General features: G+C 42.7%; 14 protein-coding genes. All 14 read right to left on the minus strand.

All coding sequences use genetic code 11. From position 1 onward, the window contains the following. Positions 1-2: 2 nt before the first annotated feature. Positions 3-974, minus strand: a complete 972-nt coding sequence (locus ACZ5Q7_RS11830) for a polysaccharide deacetylase family protein (RefSeq protein ID WP_343753322.1) — start codon at positions 972-974, stop codon at positions 3-5. Between the two features lie 126 nt (positions 975-1,100). Beyond that, positions 1,101-3,221: a polyribonucleotide nucleotidyltransferase gene (gene pnp / locus ACZ5Q7_RS11835; RefSeq protein ID WP_343753324.1), complete on the minus strand. Its 2,121-nt coding sequence runs from the start codon at positions 3,219-3,221 to the stop codon at positions 1,101-1,103. A gap of 153 nt (positions 3,222-3,374) precedes the next feature. Continuing rightward, positions 3,375-3,644, minus strand: coding sequence for a 30S ribosomal protein S15 (rpsO, locus tag ACZ5Q7_RS11840; protein ID WP_343753326.1), 270 nt, complete (start codon positions 3,642-3,644; stop codon positions 3,375-3,377). 121 nt (positions 3,645-3,765) lie between these two features. Further along, the gene (locus tag ACZ5Q7_RS11845) at positions 3,766-4,707 is read right to left on the minus strand and encodes a bifunctional riboflavin kinase/FAD synthetase (protein WP_343753328.1); all 942 of its coding nucleotides are present in this window, start codon (positions 4,705-4,707) and stop codon (positions 3,766-3,768) included. A 17-nt stretch (positions 4,708-4,724) separates the two neighbouring features. Continuing rightward, positions 4,725-5,618: a tRNA pseudouridine(55) synthase TruB gene (gene truB, locus ACZ5Q7_RS11850; protein ID WP_343753330.1), complete on the minus strand. Its 894-nt coding sequence runs from the start codon at positions 5,616-5,618 to the stop codon at positions 4,725-4,727. A 96-nt stretch (positions 5,619-5,714) separates the two neighbouring features. Continuing rightward, positions 5,715-6,056, minus strand: a complete 342-nt coding sequence (rbfA, locus tag ACZ5Q7_RS11855) for a 30S ribosome-binding factor RbfA (RefSeq protein ID WP_343753333.1) — start codon at positions 6,054-6,056, stop codon at positions 5,715-5,717. 44 nt (positions 6,057-6,100) lie between these two features. Continuing rightward, entirely contained in the window at positions 6,101-6,379 is a 279-nt protein-coding gene (locus ACZ5Q7_RS11860) for a DUF503 domain-containing protein (RefSeq protein ID WP_343753335.1), read from the minus strand. Then, entirely contained in the window at positions 6,376-8,625 is a 2,250-nt protein-coding gene (infB, locus tag ACZ5Q7_RS11865; RefSeq protein ID WP_343753337.1) for a translation initiation factor IF-2, read from the minus strand. The genes ACZ5Q7_RS11860 and infB overlap by 4 nt, the downstream gene beginning before the upstream one ends. 20 nt (positions 8,626-8,645) lie before the next feature. After that, a complete protein-coding gene (locus tag ACZ5Q7_RS11870; RefSeq protein ID WP_343753339.1) occupies positions 8,646-8,945 on the minus strand; it encodes a L7Ae/L30e/S12e/Gadd45 family ribosomal protein in 300 nt (99 codons plus the stop codon). Continuing rightward, on the minus strand, positions 8,935-9,216 hold the full coding sequence (gene rnpM, locus ACZ5Q7_RS11875; RefSeq protein ID WP_343753341.1) for an RNase P modulator RnpM: 282 nt from the start codon (positions 9,214-9,216) through the stop codon (positions 8,935-8,937). Before rnpM ends, ACZ5Q7_RS11870 begins: the two co-directional genes overlap by 11 nt. Before the next feature lie 11 nt (positions 9,217-9,227). Continuing rightward, complete coding sequence (gene nusA, locus ACZ5Q7_RS11880; RefSeq protein WP_343753343.1) at positions 9,228-10,346, minus strand: transcription termination factor NusA; 1,119 nt, start codon at positions 10,344-10,346, stop codon at positions 9,228-9,230. A gap of 15 nt (positions 10,347-10,361) precedes the next feature. Continuing rightward, positions 10,362-10,832: a ribosome maturation factor RimP gene (gene rimP / locus ACZ5Q7_RS11885; RefSeq protein ID WP_343753345.1), complete on the minus strand. Its 471-nt coding sequence runs from the start codon at positions 10,830-10,832 to the stop codon at positions 10,362-10,364. A gap of 324 nt (positions 10,833-11,156) precedes the next feature. Beyond that, positions 11,157-15,452 (minus strand): PolC-type DNA polymerase III, encoded by a 4,296-nt coding sequence (locus ACZ5Q7_RS11890; RefSeq protein WP_343753347.1) that lies wholly within the window; start codon positions 15,450-15,452, stop codon positions 11,157-11,159. A gap of 102 nt (positions 15,453-15,554) precedes the next feature. After that, a complete protein-coding gene (gene rseP / locus ACZ5Q7_RS11895; RefSeq protein WP_343753349.1) occupies positions 15,555-16,817 on the minus strand; it encodes an RIP metalloprotease RseP in 1,263 nt (420 codons plus the stop codon). Positions 16,818-16,868 lie beyond the last annotated feature (51 nt).

Raw genomic sequence — 16,868 nt, forward strand, 5'->3', positions numbered from 1 at the left:
AATCATTGGAGCGTATGCGGACGCTCTTCATTTAACAATTCATCAATGGTGCCAAGTTTATACCCTTTGTCCTTGATACGAGCAATTAATGGGTCAAGATTTTTGGCAACTGATGGAGTGGGGTGCATTAAAACAGTAGCTCCAGGATGAATATTGTTCATTACGCGATTCATCATAACAGATAACGACGGATTCTTCCAATCAATGGTATCGACTGTCCACAAAATGGTATTTAACCCTTTTTTGGAAGCTGCGGTTACAGTCTGCTCGGAATAACTGCCGCTGGGCGGGGCAAACCATTTCGGCATATCTCCGGTAATAGCTTTCAAGATCTCGTTTGTGCGTGTCAACTGTGTACCAGTTTCTTCGTTCGACAATCGGGCCATATCTGGATGATTATACGCATGATTGCCGATGCTATGACCCTGTTCTTTGATCATTTTAACATAATCTGAATGAGTTTTAGCCCACTTTCCTTCGATAAAAAAGGTCGCCTTAACCCCAGTTTCCTTCAGGGTTGTTAAAATGGATGGTATGTATTTTCCCCCCCACGACACATTAAATAACAGTGCAACCATATTTTTTTCCGGATGACCGCGGTAAATGGGGGCAGACGGAAGATCATCCATGCTTATTTCCGGAGGGATTTGTTCATAGGTCAGAAGCGTCTCATCAAAACCACCTTCTTCTTTCATTTGTTCATACGATTGGCTCACGTTTACTTTCAGCCCATTAATGCCAGGCATTTTTTTCCATACTTTATGAATAACGGCATTTTCCGGTTCTGCTTCATAGCTTGAACGTTTCCGTTTTATTTTTTGATACAGCGCATCTTCCTGCTTGGCTACCTTACTGACAGTCTGGGAAAATGTTTTGGCTTCATTTGTCTGGAATGGATTATAGCTGTTTCCAAATGAAGCGAATACAATCAATACAAATACACAGACATGTACCAATCCCCGGTAATGGTGCATCCATATCCCTCCTCACTCCACTTTATGAATAAGAAGGACAAGATATGATCGCTGATAAACCGCCACTGTACTTGCATAATGTCAGGCATAAAAAAAGAAACTGGTGCTCCAGCTTCTTGTTTTACCTTATGAACTTGATTCTGTACTTTTTTCCCGTTCTTCTTTTAGCAGTGCTTTGCGGGACAAGTTAACCCGACCCTGGTTGTCAATTTCCTTCACTTTCACCGTTATTTCATCCCCAACGGAAACGACATCCTCAACTTTATTTGTACGTTCTTCAGCCAGTTCGGAAATATGAACGAGTCCGTCCTTTCCTTTAAAGAGTTCTACAAAAGCACCGAACTTCTCAATGCGTTTTACAGTGCCCCGGTATATTTGTCCAACTTCCACTTCACGGACTAAATCTTCAATAATCTGTTTCGCTTGTTGGTTCATATCAGCGTCAGTGGATGAAATGAATACACTGCCATCCTGCTCAATGTCAATTTTTACACCGGTATCTTCTATAATTTGATTAATCTGTTTACCACTAGGTCCGATAACGTCCCGAATCTTATCCGGATCAATGGACATGGTCAATATTTTGGGCGCATGTTGTGACAGGCGTTCTCTTGGTTCATTCAGTGTTGACAGCATAGAATCAAGAATTTGCATACGTCCTTTTTTAGCCTGTTCCAATGCTTCCTTTAAAATGTCTTTGGATAATCCTTCAATTTTAATATCCATTTGCAGTGCGGTCACACCCTGTTCAGTTCCAGCCACTTTAAAGTCCATGTCTCCTAGGGCATCTTCCATGCCTTGTATATCCGAAAGAATGGTGTAATCATCGCCTGATTTCACAAGTCCCATTGCAATACCAGCAACTGGTGCTTTAATGGGTATCCCTGCATCCATCATAGCTAGCGTACTGGCACAAATACTGGCCTGTGATGTGGAACCGTTGGACTCCAACACCTCTGAAACGAGACGGATCGTATATGGAAATTCTTTTTCAGACGGAACGACTTTCTCGAGTGCCCGTTCGCCCAGTGCTCCATGACCAATTTCACGTCGACCGGGGCCTTTGATTGGTCCAGTCTCACCGACGCTGTATTGTGGAAAGTTATAATGGTGCATGAACCGTTTCGACTCTTCCAGATCCAGGCCATCGAGGACTTGGACATCCCCCAATGCTCCCAATGTGCATACACTTAATGCCTGGGTTTGTCCGCGTGTGAAGAGTCCTGAACCATGCGTCCGGGGCAATATATCGACTCGTGATGACAAGTGACGGATCTGATCAATATGACGCCCATCCGGACGGATATTTTCCTTCGTTATCAGGCGGCGGACTTCTGACTTAACCATGTCATCGAGAATGGAATCGATTTGTTTCAGGACGTCCTCGTTTTCACCTTCTTCTTCAAATGACGCCAGAATCTCATTTTTCACATGACTGATAGCTTCATCACGGGCAAGCTTTTCTTCTGTTCGGATAGCTTCAAGAAGCTTGTCTTCTGATTGTGCTTCCACTCTGGAGATTAAGTCGTTATCCTCATCAGGAGCTTGAAAATCCTGTTTCGTTATGCCGACTTCTTCCACAATGGCTTCCTGGAATTCGATCAAACGAACAATTTCTTGATGACCGAACATAATAGCCTCAAGCATAATGTCTTCCGGAATTTCGTCCGCGCCAGCTTCCACCATATTCACAGCGTTTTTTGTTCCAGCAACTGTCAAGTCAATGTCGCTTTTTTCTTCCTGTTCCACTGTCGGATTAATAATAAATTCACCGTCAATCCGTCCGACATGAACACCGGCAATCGGTTCAGAAAACGGTAAATCAGAAATGGACAGTGCAATTGATGACCCAATCATCGCAGCCATTTCGGACGAACAATCCTGATCAACACTCATAACGGTACTGATGACCTGTACTTCATTTCTGTATCCATCCGGAAACAGTGGTCGAATCGGACGATCAATCAGACGGGACGTTAATGTTGCTTTCTCGCTCGGACGCCCTTCCCGTTTAATAAAGCCTCCAGGGATTTTTCCTACGGCATATAAACGTTCTTCATAATTGATGGTCAATGGGAAAAATGGTAAATCTTTTGGTTCGTTGGATCCGGTTGCCACTGATAATACAGATGTTTCACCGTAACGAATCATCGCGGCACCATTTGCTTGTTTAGCCAGTTCTCCAGTTTCAACAGTAAACGTTCTGCCGCCGATTTCAGTGGAGAATGTTTTCTTTGCTTCTTCCATTAGTCATATAACTCCCTTCAAAAACTTTCTGCTTTCATTTTATAGTTAATAAGCATAAAAGTAAATTTTATGTATCGTTTTGTGATATTAAAATGGATCAAAGCGGAATAAAGTGAAAAAAGCAGGATTTCTCCTGCTTTTCACTTCTACTTCTTATCGGCGAAGGCCGAGTTTTTTAATTACGTCACGATAGCGTATAACGTCTTTGTTACGCAAATAATTGAGTAAATTCCGGCGCTTACCCACCATCTTCAAAAGACCACGACGTGAATGGTGATCTTTCTTGTGAAAGCGCAAATGTCCGTTAAGGGTTGTGATTTCTTCCGTCATAATAGCAATCTGTACTTCCGGAGAACCGGTATCACTTTCATGGACTTTGAACTCATTTATGATTTCATTCTTGCGTTCTTTTGTGACAGCCATCAGGCTCACCTCCAAATATGTTTATATCCCCATTCTCCCAGCAATCGCCGGAGTTACGAATTGCCATGAGATGGTTCACGATATTAAGAATACACCTTTTTGTTAAAAAATGCAAGAGTTGTCATGAATAACGGAAAAAATCACGTATTTGCCGTTCATCATCTTCAATTTGCTTGACCAATTCGGCAACATTGTCGAATTTTTCTTCATCCCGTATGAAGCGGTGCCATTCAAGGACCAATTCCTCACCATAAAGGTTATTGCTGTAATCTAGAATATTAACTTCAACGCTTGGTTTTTCCTTATTTTCCGTGAATGTTGGATTATAGCCCAAGCTTCCCATTCCTAAATAAATGTCATGCCCGTAACGGACTTTCACCGCATACACACCCACCTTAGGCAACAATGCATCGGCAGGAACATTTAAATTGGCGGTAGGATATCCAATTTCCCGTCCGCGCATATCTCCCTTTTTTACTATGCCTCGAACAGACAAGGGCCTGCCCAACTGTGAATTAGCCCTGGTGATTTGACCATTCCGAAGCCACTCCCTAATTTTTGTGGAACTTATTTTTTCATGACTCATCTTCACTTCGTCAACAGTTGTAAAGGTAAATGATCCCTGTGCATGGTCCTGAAGTGTATGTACATTTCCTCGTCCTTTATGTCCATAGGAAAAATCAAATCCTGTAACAAGATGCTTAATATGCAACTGTATAATGAAATGATTGATAAATGTTTGCGGTGTCAGTTTGGATAGTTCGTTATTAAATGTTATAACATATAGGTGGTCAATGCCAAGCTGCTCTACCAACTTTTCTTTTTCCTTCAGCGGAGTGATGTAGTTGACATGATGGACATCTTCCCGCAGCACAACGGAAGGATGAGGATGAAACGTAATGACAGCGCTTTGTATTTGTCTCGTTTCCGCTTCAGATATGGCAGTCCGGATCACGCGTTGATGACCTTTATGGACGCCATCAAAAAAGCCAATGGCAGCAACCGTTTCCGGCAGTTCGTTTCTTAATAAGGTATGTGGATAAGTCAGCATTGTCGTCTGCAATTGGATTCACCTACTTTTCAATCATTAAAAACTCGCACCGGTTTTATAAGATGTTTATCTTCAGGATGGGACTGATAAATGGCCAGAACCTGTCCATCCGCCATCATTAAAAAGGGCTCCGTCTTTGGTGGGGAGTCAGGTTTTGGCAGCTTTTGTCCACTATATATCCGTTTTTTAAGAGATACGTCCACATGCAATTGTTCCATGTGTGTCAGGCCACGCGCAATTGGAAAAAGAAGTTTATCCAATTCATTATTCGTCACGGCGTTTTCTATATCATCAAATGAGACCGTTTCTTTTGTTTCAATACCACCTGATTTTGTACGACACAGCGTTCCCATATGCGCAGGATAGTCTAATTGAGCGCCTATATCTCCACATAATGTACGGATATAGGTTCCTTTTGAACATACAACTTGCACCTGAAACGAATGGGTATCAATACTTTCGTCTATTAAATCCAAACTGTAAATAAACACGTGTCGTTCCGGCCGTTCAACCGATTCATTGTCCCGAGCATATTCGTACAATTTTTTGCCATTCACCTTCACAGCTGAATACATGGGAGGAACTTGTGTTATACCTCCTTGAAACAATCGTAACACGTTTTCAATAGCTTGTTGAGATGGAGGGGACATGACGGTTCTCGATTCGATAACATGCCCATGGCTATCCTCGGTTTCTGTGGTTGTACCAAGGATAATTTCAGCCGTGTACATTTTTTTCGTATCAGTCAGAAAAGGAACAATCTTAGTCGCCTTCCCTATGCAGACAGGCAGTACACCTTCTACTTCCGGGTCAAGTGTTCCGGTATGGCCTGCTTTGTGGATGCCTGTTAATTCTCGAATTTTCATGATGCAATCGTGCGATGTTATGCCTTTTGGTTTCCATAAAGGTAAGATGCCTTTCATACAGCCACCCCCAGTCGCTCGGTAGACAGATAGAGCACGGAAAAAATGGACCCGTCAGCCTGGTTGCCAACGAGTCAGATTGCCCATGCGCGCTGTTTAACTATTTAAATCACGTAATATCCTTTCGATTCGATTGCCGTGTTCAAGGGCTTCATCAAACTCAAATGTGATTTCCGGTGTTTTTCTCAGTCGTATACGCTGTCCGATTTCAGAGCGGATAAATCCCTTTGCTTTTGCCAAACCAGTCAGTGTGTCGTGTTTCTCTTCTTCATCGCCGAGAACGGATATGAAGATCTTGGCTTGCTGCAGATCCCCGGTGACTTCCACATCAGTAACGGTCACAAATCCAACACGCGGATCTTTTATTTTCCGGCTCAAAATCTCACCCAGTTCTTTTTTCATCTGCTCCGCCACACGATTCGAACGAATATCACCCATTTTGATCACCTCAGTTTATATGACGATCTGCCGGAGTCGTACGATTACAAATGTTCAACATCTGTAATCGTTCGTTCCAGATCAGGAAACGTATCCATCATCTTTAGTATTTCCTGTATTACTTGCTCAGCATGCACTTTATTATTGGAAATAGTGACAATGCCAAATTTAGCCCGCTGCCACAGATCGTGATAATTCAGTTCAGTAACAGCAACATTAAATTCATTTCGTAACTTGGAGCTTACACGTTTAATGATGGATCGTTTCGCCTTTAAAGACTGGACTTCATACAGCATGCATTCGACTTCGGCATAAATAATCATGTGCGCTCAATTTCTTCCATAACGAATGCTTCCAGTATATCGCCTTCTTTTATATCATTAAAGTTTTTAATGGTTATGCCGCATTCGTAGTTTTGAGCAACTTCTTTGGCGTCATCCTTGTACCGTTTCAATGTGTCAATTTCTCCCTCAAACTGCACGACGCCGTCACGAATAAGACGTACACCCGAATCTCTTGTAATTTTTCCATCTGTAACATAACTACCTGCAATGGTACCGATCCGTGACACTTTAAATATTTCCCTAACTTCCGCTTGTCCGATCACTTTTTCTTCGTATTCCGGATCGAGCATCCCTTTCATGGCTGCTTCTATTTCTTCAATGGCTTTGTAAATAACACGATGCTGACGAACATCCACTTTTTCTGATTCAGCCGCTTTTTTGGCGTTGGCATCCGGACGTACATTAAAACCAATAACAATGGCATTGGATGCAGAAGCAAGGATGATATCCGATTCTTTTATAGCTCCGACACCAGTGTGAATGATTTTGATTTTAACGCCTTCCACATCAATTTTTTCCAGTGACGATGCAAGTGCTTCGGCGGAACCCTGAACATCAGCTTTAATAACAATATTTATTTCTTTCATTTCGCCTTGTTTAATTTGTTCAAACAAGTCGTCAACACTGACTTTTGCTGTTTCTGAACGTGATTCCTGAATGTGTTTTTGCTGCCGTGCCTGACCAACTTGACGCGCTTTTTTCTCATCTGAGAATACGAGAAATTGATCACCGGCTTGCGGAACATCATTTAACCCCGTCACTTCCACAGGGGTTGACGGATCAGCGGAATTGACACGTCGTCCTTGATCATTGACCATTGCTCTCACCCGGCCGAATGTGCTTCCGACAACAATGGAATCACTCTTATGAAGTGTGCCGTTCTGTATGAGCAGTGTAGCAACTGGGCCCCGGCCTTTATCCAACTCCCCTTCAATGACCGTTCCAAATGCATTTGCCTGTGGGTTAGCTTTCAGTTCTTCCATTTCAGAAACAAGAAGCAGCATTTCCAAAAGGTTGTCGATCCCGTCATGTTTAACAGCTGACATGTTTACAAAAATCGTATTACCGCCCCACTCTTCAGAAACCAGCTCGTATTCCGTCAGTTCCTGCATAACACGATCGGGATTAGCCCCTTCCTTATCCATCTTATTGACAGCAACGATAATAGGAACGTCGGCGGCCTTCGCATGATTAATAGCTTCTACGGTCTGTGGCATAATGCCATCGTCTGCCGCGACAACCAGAACGGCAATATCTGTCACCTGTGCGCCACGGGAGCGCATGCTTGTAAAGGCAGCATGACCGGGTGTATCCAAAAAGGTTAATTTCTTTCCGTTGTTTTCCACTTGGTAGGCACCAATATGCTGGGTGATTCCGCCTGCTTCATCTTCTTGCACTTTTGCCTGGCGAATCGCATCCAGGAGTGTTGTTTTTCCATGGTCAACATGTCCCATAATGGTAACGACAGCCGGCCGTTCAACTAATTGGTCCTCATCATCTTCCTGGAGGTATTTGTTGAAATCAGTGTCATCCAGGATAATTTCTTTTTCCACTTCGACGCTGAATTCATTACAAATCAATTCGACAGCGTCATCATCAAGATCCTGATTTTTGGTTGCCATAACACCAAGAAACATAAGTTTTTTAATGATTTCTGATGTTTCTTTATTTAATTTGGTTGCCAATTCATCAACAGTAAGCGTTTCACTGTATGTGATTTTCTCAGGTACTTTTTTAGCAGGTTTTTGCTTATGTTTAGCTGATTGGTTCGTTTTATCGCCTTTTTTGTGCTGTTGATTCTTGTGTTGTCGACCCTTTTTCTGTTGCTGCCCTTGACGTTTTTGATGACCGCTTTGTTTCTGCTGTTCCTGTGATGATTGCTTTTTATTTTGGTTTTGCTGCCCTTGGGATGCCTGTTTTTTATTCTGGTTTTGTTGGTTTTGGCTGTTTGCCTTGTTATTTGATTGTTGTTGTTTATTCATACGCTGACCGCTTTCATTTTTAGTATTGTTGGTTGGATTTACGTGTTGTTTGCTGCCTCCAGGCGCCTTTTCCGTTTCATTGTTCTTTGACGCAAACGTTTTATCCAGTTCCGCGATCGTGTCGGTGGAAATGGTTGACATATGGTTTTTTACATCGATGCTTAAGTTTTTTAGTTGTTGAATGACGTCTTTACTGGTTGCGTTATTCTGCCGTGCATATTCGTATATGCGCATTTTGCTCATACATCCACCCCCAAGATTTTTTACCTCAGCAGCGATTGGATCTTGGTTGCAAACCCATCATCCAGTATAGCTGCTGCCACTCGTTGTGTTTTGCCGATGGCGTTTGAGAGGGTTTCCCTGTCCTCGACAAAAACAAATGGCACGTCATAGGTTTCACACTTATTTATGAGTTTTTTTCGTGTACGTGTACCGATATCATCTGCCAACAGAACCAGTTTTGCCCTGTTTTTCCGGATATCGTTCACAATGATGTCTTCCCCCAGGGAACACTTCCCTGCGCGATAAGCGAGTCCAATGATACTCAAATAATTATTTTTCATCGGTCTTCCCTTCTGCAGTCTGTTTCAGTTCTTCATATATGGACGGATCAATGTGTGTGTTGAGTTGACGACCAAGAAGATCCGCCTTTTTTGCTCGTACAATCACGTCCGGATCCGCTGAAACATAGGCACCTCGTCCGTTTTTTTTGCCGGTGAGGTCAATAAAAACCTCGTTTTCTTTATTACGGACAACCCGGATGAGTTCTTTCTTTGGTTTCATTTCATTCGTTACAACGCATTTTCGGTACGGTGTTTTCTTTTTTTTAACCATTGGAATCCTCCTTATTCAAACAAGTCTTCTTCATTGTCAGAATAAGAATCATCAAACTCATCAAGCTCATCGTCATCATCCGCTATAAGACCTTCTGCACGTGCTTCCGACTCGCTTTTAATATCAATCTTCCATCCGGTCAGTTTAGCCGCAAGACGTGCATTTTGACCTTTTTTTCCGATGGCCAACGACAATTGATAATCTGGTACAATCACTGTGGTCGCCTTATCGTCCTCATCCACGAGAACGTCCACCACTTTGGACGGGCTCAGGGCGTTGGAAACGTAGACAACAGGATCATCTGAAAACTCGACCACATCAATTTTTTCACCCTTCAGCTCATCAACAACAACTTGTATCCGCTGTCCGCGCTGACCGACGCATGAACCGACAGCATCAATTTCCGGATCGTCAGCATGAACAGAAATTTTAGACCGATCGCCGGCTTCACGAGCCACGGATTTTATCTCCACAATACCATCATAAATTTCCGGAACTTCCATTTCAAATAAGCGTTTTAACAATCCCGGATGTGACCGTGATATATAAATCTGCGGTCCTTTGCTTGTATTTTCAACTTTTGTAACAAATACCTTCAGCCGATCATGCACGTAGTAGTCCTCGGTCGGCATTTGCTCCGATTCAGCTAGTTTTGCTTCGATTTTACCAAGATTGACATAAATAAAACGCGAATCTTTACGAGATATAATGCCATTCATGACATCTTCTTCACGATCGGCATACTCACTAAAAATAACGCCCCGTTCCGCTTCTCTTACACGTTGAGTGACAACTTGTTTGGCTGCCTGTGCTGCTATTCGGCCGAAATCTTTTGGGGTTACTTCCACTTCGATGACATCATCAACCTCATAATTCGGATCGATTTCCCTCGCTTCATCTAAGGATGTTTCTTCTAGACTGTTTTCAATCTCTTCCACAACCGTTTTGCGTGAAAGCACTCGTAATGATGACGACTCCTCATCAATATCAATACGCACATTGGATGCTGATTTAAAATTCTTCTTATAAGCGGAAATAAGAGCGGCCTCGAGTGCCTCCATCAATATATCTTTATCAATCCCTTTTTCCGTTTCTAAATAATCAATGGCATCAAACAATTGATTGCTCACTTTCATTTTCCCCCTTTACAATGTGACCGCCAATCTCGCTTTTGCAATTTTGTCATATGGTATTTCCGCAATTTTTGTGCGGGTTTTGATTTTATATTCGATGGATGCTGTTTCTCCGTCAAATGTTTTTAATATCCCCTGGTGCTCTTTATCTCCATCAATGGGGGCATACAGTTTCACATAGACGTTATTGCCAATATTTTTTTGAAAATCATCTTTTGATTTTAACGGGCGTTCAACACCTGGTGATGACACTTCCAAAAAATAAGATCCTTCAATGGGGTCTATCTCATCAAGCTTTTCACTGAGCTGTTCCGAGACAATACCACATTCGTTAATATCAACACCGCCATCTTTGTCAATATAAACCCGAAGGAACCAATTTTTGCCTTCTTTCACATATTCAATGTCAACCAATTCCAGCCCTTTTTCTTCTAAAATAGGCGTTGCTAATTCTCTGGTCGTTTTAATGACATGAGAACTCACACAAACAACCTCCTTTTATTCAATTGTGATTATTAACCAGTTTGAATCATTTTTACACATTTTATTGTGTAAAAACTGCTAAGCAATTGCTGCACTACTTAAACGCCGTTGTTCGCTGTTCAAATTGAACAATTAGGAAGCAAATCCAACGATAATATAAACCCCCTGCCGGAAGATGGCAAGGGGGAGTAAGTGCCGAAGTCAGCAGTATGAATAAAGAGTGGGGGAGACCCACTCTTTCATCACTACGTGTCGTTACGTACTTTTAAACTATAGCATAATTGAACGATTCATGCAACGATTTCTTATTTTTGCCATTTAGTCTTAAAACAGAGATAACTGATTCTGATTGGCCATCCCGTCCAAACAGCCATGGTTATCCAAGTATTCCAATACCGTTTTGGATATGCGACTTCGCTGAAGGAGGTCTTCTTTCGACAAAAATTCACCGTCTTCTCTGGCATTAACAATGTTGATAGCGGCATTTGTGCCCAGGCCATCCACGGCATCGAATGGTGGTATTAGTGACTGACCATCAACCTTGAATTCCGATGCCTTTGACTGATAGAGACCCACTTTCTGAAACGAAAACCCTCGTTCACACATTTCCAGTGCGACTTCCAATACGGTTAAGAGACTTTTTTCTTTAGGTGGCGCATCGTTTCCTTTTGCCATGATATCTTCTATACGTTGTCGGATTGCCTGAGATCCTTTAATCATCGTATTCAATTCAAAGTCGCCAGCCCGAACAGAGAAATAGGCAGCATAGAAATAAATCGGGTAGTGGACTTTAAAATAAGCAATTCGTACTGCCATTAGTACATAAGCAGCAGCGTGCGCTTTCGGGAACATATATTTAATTTTTTTGCATGACTCGATATACCAGTCCGGGACCCCGTGATTTTTCATTTCGTCTATCCACTCATCTTTCAGTCCTCTGCCTTTTCGGACATATTCCATAATCGTAAAGGCCATGGATGATTCAAGCCCCTTTTGGAGCAGATAGACCATGATATCATCACGGCAGCCGATGACATCCGGCAGTTCACAGATTCCATCATTAATCAGCTGTTCAGCATTGCCGAGCCACACATCCGTCCCGTGCGACAATCCCGATATGATGACAAGTTCCGCAAACGTATCCGGTTTTGTATCTTCCAGCATTTGTCGGACAAACCTTGTACCGAATTCCGGTACTCCCAGTGTACCTGTTTGACAATTAATCTGTTCCGGAGTGACACCGAGCGATTCCGTTCCGGAAAAGATTTTCATCATATCTGCATCGTCCGTTGGTATCGTTTTCGGATCAATGCCGCTTAAATCTTGCAGCATGCGGATCACCGTGGGATCATCGTGTCCGAGTATATCCAATTTCAACAAATTGTTATCGATGGAATGAAAGTCAAAATGGGTCGTCTTCCATTCACTGTTCCGGTCATCAGCCGGGTATTGAATCGGTGTAAAATCATAAATTTCTTTATCTTCCGGAACAACGATGATGCCGCCCGGATGTTGGCCTGTTGTCCGCTTCACACCGGTACAACCTTGAACCAGACGATCAATTTCGGCATTTTTATATACAATTTGTTTGTCGGAAGCATATCCTTTTACATAGCCAAACGCTGTTTTTTCTGCAATGGTTCCGATGGTTCCGGCACGATAAACATTTTCTTCTCCAAACAGCTCTTTTGTATAGTTATGGGCTTTTGGCTGATACTCACCGGAAAAATTCAAATCGATATCCGGAACTTTATTTCCCTTAAATCCCAAGAATGTTTCAAAAGGGATATCTTGGCCGTCTTTTGTCAACGGCACACCACAATTCGGGCACGATTTATCCGGCAAATCAAACCCGCTTCCGACCGAACCATCTGTGATAAAATCGCTATAACGACAGTTGGTGCAAATATAGTGGGGCGGCAGTGGATTAACTTCAGTAATCTCGGACATCGTCGCAGCGAGCGACGAGCCGACAGATCCGCGTGAACCTACCAAATAGCCATCGTCAAGCGATTTTTTTACTAGTTTATGAGAAATAAGGTAGATGACGGAAAACCCGTTACCGATAATGCTGGAAAGCTCATTTTCTAGCCGGTCTGTCACTATTTCAGGAACGGGATCACCATAAATGGATTTAGCCTGGCTATAACAGAGATCCCTCATTTCCTGGTCGGCGCCTTCAATTTTCGGTGTGAACAGACCATCTTTCACCGGTGATACATCTTCAATACGATCAGCTAATGTGTTGGTATTATCCACCACGATTTCCTTAGCCTTGTCGTCACCGAGAAAATGGAAGCAATCCAGCATTTCATTTGTTGTCCGGAACTGTGTATCCGGCAATGTCTGCCTATTCAATGGGTTTCCGGACTGGGACGCGATTAAAATTTGTCGGTAAATTTTATCATGCTGCTCCAAATAATGGGCATTGCCCGTCGCAACGACCGTTTTGCCCATTCGCTCGCCCATGTCGACCAGGTTCGAAATAATATCCAAAATTTGCGCCTCGTTTTGAACAAGCTCTTGTTCAATCAGATGCGCATAATTGGCCGGTGGTTGAACTTCAATATAATCATAAAATGCAGCAACTTTTTCCGCTTCATCCGACGATTTTTGCATCATCGCTTCAAACACTTCACCTTTGTCACAGGCTGAGCCAACCAGAAGCCCTTCACGGAATTTCTGCAGCAGGGATCTCGGTATTCTCGGTACACGGTAAAAATAATCGATATGAGCTGCTGAGACGAGCTTATACAGATTTTTTATCCCCACATCTGTCTGTGCCAGCAGAATGCAGTGCGATGGACGGGAGCGTTTATACGCATCTCCTTCGCCCATATGGTCATTTAATTGCCGGTGATTGATGATATCCTTTTTCAAAAGTCGCTGAACCAGCTTCCACATGAGATAACCCGTAGCTTCCGCATCATAGATGGCCCGGTGATGCTGGGTCAGCTCGATATCCAAATGCTTACACATCGTATTTAAACGGTGGTTTTTCAAATCCGGAAAGAGAAGCCGTGACAACTCCAGTGTATCAATAACGGGATTAGCGATTTTATCAACACTCATTCGTTGAAACCCCTGATTCAAAAAGCCTATGTCAAAACTGGCATTATGCGCTACAAGGATACAGTCATCCATCCATTCATGAAATTTGCCTAACACGTCATCCGCATCGGGAGCGTCTTTCACCATATCATCCGTAATCCCGGTTAGATCAGTTGTCGTCTGTGACAATGGATGGTGAGGGTTGGCAAAGGATTCAAACCGATCAATCACTTCACCTTGATGAATTTTCACACCTGCCAGCTCTATAATCGTATCGTAAACAGCGGAAAGTCCTGTTGTTTCCACATCGAAAACAACATAGGCGCCGTTTTCCAAACCGACGTCTTTTTCATTATAGGCAATGGGTACACCATCGTCGACCAGATTGGCTTCTACACCATAAATAACTTTAACCCCATGCTTTTGACCGGCTTCATGTGCTTCCGGAAAGCCTTGTACGCCGCCGTGATCTGTAATGGCAGCAGCTTTATGTCCCCAGGAAGCCGCCTGCTTTATCAATGCTGTCGGTGACATGACCGCATCCATTTGACTCATGGTTGTATGTGCATGGAATTCAGTACGCTTCTCGTCTTCCGAAGCGGTGTCCTGGCGTTCTTGTATTTTGACTTCATGAATGTCATTGGCCATCATGGCAAGTTCATTGGTATACATATCTGTCTGAATGCTTCCTCGGGCTTTAATCCACATGCCTTCTGTCAATGATTTAAAAACTTCTGCGTCTTCATCACCTTTGGAAAACATTTTTATTTGTAAAGAATCCGAATAATCCGTTGCTTTGACAATCAGCAAGCTTCTTCCGGAACGCAACTCTCGAATTTCAGCTGAAAAAACATAACCCTGAACCGTAACCCGTCGTTCTTCATCCTGAATGGCTTCCATTTGCATTGGTTCATCTTCAATTTTATAACCGAGCATAAATGGTTTGTTTTCTGTCTCATATTGTTTTTCTTGATCACGTCTTTCCTTCTCCTGTACTGTCTTCATAACCAATTCCTGATCTTCTTGTGCTTTCTGTTCCCTGAATTTGGCTAAATCTTCGGGTGATGTTTCTTTCACTTCAACATCAATGGTAAGAGGCGGTGCTCCAACTTTTTTACAATAATCCTGAAATGGTTTCTCCAACCGTTTTTTAAGTTGCTTTCCTTCCGCCTCGTTTCTTGCGGTCAGCATCATTTTTTGATTGGATACTTGTGGAATCTGGTCAAAAACAAGATCTTTATAAGCTGGTGACAAATCGGGGACGGATTGCAAAAATATTTGCCAGTAACCTAAAATAGTCGCCTCTTCCACATAAGTGTCTTCCGTATATAATGTTATATCAACATACGCTAATGAACTGAATGTTTTCTGCAGATTATTATAAAAGAGTGAATACACATGAGCTGGGAGCAATTGATTCACTTGAATATGAAAATGCCATAGTTTTTTCTCTTTAAGGACTTCCAATTTCAGTAATTGACTCTCGTGGAAATAGGAATGATTCTCAGTTTGGCTCATCCCAATCTGATCGAGAAGCAAGTTCATTTTTTTACTTTTCGAAATACCCATTATGATGTCCCCCTGGTTTCATTCAAAAAAATCAACCATAAAGTTGTGAACCCTTGCCGTGTTTGCCGGACAAGGGTTCACATCGAAAGCTGGTTCCTGTTTTTAGAAAAGTCGCTGAATATCGTTCCATGTGACAACAATCATTAAAAGCATCAGCAGTGCAAGACCGACGAAATGAACAATACCTTCTTTTTGCGGATCGATCGGCTTGCCCCGGACAGCTTCAATGCCGACAAAAAGTAAACGTCCGCCATCGAGAGCCGGGATGGGCACCAAATTAACAATTCCCAGATTAATGCTTAAAATGGACATCCATTGCAAAAATGTCTCAAAGCCTGATTGCACCACTTGGTCTGTTGTGTCGTAAATACCAACAGGGCCTGACAACATCTCGATGGAATACTGTCCGGTTATAAGTTTACCTAAATTGGTCAAAATCAATGTCGTGGTATTATATGTCTGTTCAAACCCGTATTGAATTGTTCCGACAAACGATTTCTCGGAGGCCCGCCGTACACCCAATTGTCCTTGCGTAGCATCTGTCCCCCGGGTTTTGACTTCAGCAGGTGTGACAGATAAAGATTGGGTATTGTCATTACGCTTCACCGTCATATCCAGTTCTTCGCCAGGGCTTTGCCTAACGATTTGCGTGAACTCGTTCCATCCAGAAATGGCGTTGCCTTCAATCCTGACAATTTCATCCCCTTTTTGAAAACCGGCATCAGCAGCAGGAGTATCCGATACCACACTTTCAATTAACGCTTTGTCGGAAGGGACTCCAAAAGCAATACCGACAATGAAGAAAATAACAATCGCTAGGAGAAAATTCATCATCGGTCCGGCAAACAGTTGCATAGCTCTTTTTCCAACACTTTTGGAAGCGAATTGACGATCAAACGGCGCAATCTGTGTTTCTTCTTCATCCATAACCAAAAAAGCTTTGCGGTCAACGGAAAAATGTAATGTCTCACCTTCTTCATCCGGTTCGTAGCCCTCAATCATTAATTGATGATCCAAATCTGCACGTTCCACCTCAATGATTCTTGCATCCGGATGTTTTGATTTATGGTTGACTATGATTTTTTGCACGTTTCCATCTGCATTGAATTCAAGTCCAATATGCTGACCTGGCTTTAATTCGATAATTTCCGGGTCATCACCGGCCACCCGGACATAGCCTCCAATCGGAAGCAGTCGAATGGTATACACCGTTTCATTTTTAGTGAATGAAAACATTTTTGGTCCAAATCCGATAGCAAATTCGCGAGCAAGCATTCCCGCCCGTTTTGCGAAGATAAGATGGCCAAACTCGTGAATGAACACAAGCAGACCGAACATGAATATAAACGCAATGACTGTGGTCAATGAAACCACCTTCCTTTAAGTAATGAGAAGTCCGTATGTGTCATAGGTATG

It is taken from the genome of Lentibacillus halophilus (assembly GCF_055395055.1).

Bases quoted from the DNA above. Each gene is read 5' to 3' on its own strand.
- rbfA (WP_343753333.1), bottom strand. From the start codon at position 6,056: ATGGGTGATATTCGTTCGAATCGTGTGGCGGAGCAGATGAAAAAAGAA.
- ACZ5Q7_RS11890 (WP_343753347.1), bottom strand. From the start codon at position 15,452: ATGGGTATTTCGAAAAGTAAAAAAATGAACTTGCTTCTCGATCAGATT.
- rpsO (WP_343753326.1), bottom strand. From the start codon at position 3,644: ATGGCTGTCACAAAAGAACGCAAGAATGAAATCATAAATGAGTTCAAA.
- truB (WP_343753330.1), bottom strand. From the start codon at position 5,618: ATGAAAGGCATCTTACCTTTATGGAAACCAAAAGGCATAACATCGCAC.
- ACZ5Q7_RS11860 (WP_343753335.1), bottom strand. From the start codon at position 6,379: ATGATTATTTATGCCGAAGTCGAATGCATGCTGTATGAAGTCCAGTCT.
- rnpM (WP_343753341.1), bottom strand. From the start codon at position 9,216: ATGGTTAAAAAAAAGAAAACACCGTACCGAAAATGCGTTGTAACGAAT.
- pnp (WP_343753324.1), bottom strand. From the start codon at position 3,221: ATGGAAGAAGCAAAGAAAACATTCTCCACTGAAATCGGCGGCAGAACG.
- ACZ5Q7_RS11870 (WP_343753339.1), bottom strand. From the start codon at position 8,945: ATGAAAAATAATTATTTGAGTATCATTGGACTCGCTTATCGCGCAGGG.
- ACZ5Q7_RS11830 (WP_343753322.1), bottom strand. From the start codon at position 974: ATGCACCATTACCGGGGATTGGTACATGTCTGTGTATTTGTATTGATT.
- infB (WP_343753337.1), bottom strand. From the start codon at position 8,625: ATGAGCAAAATGCGCATATACGAATATGCACGGCAGAATAACGCAACC.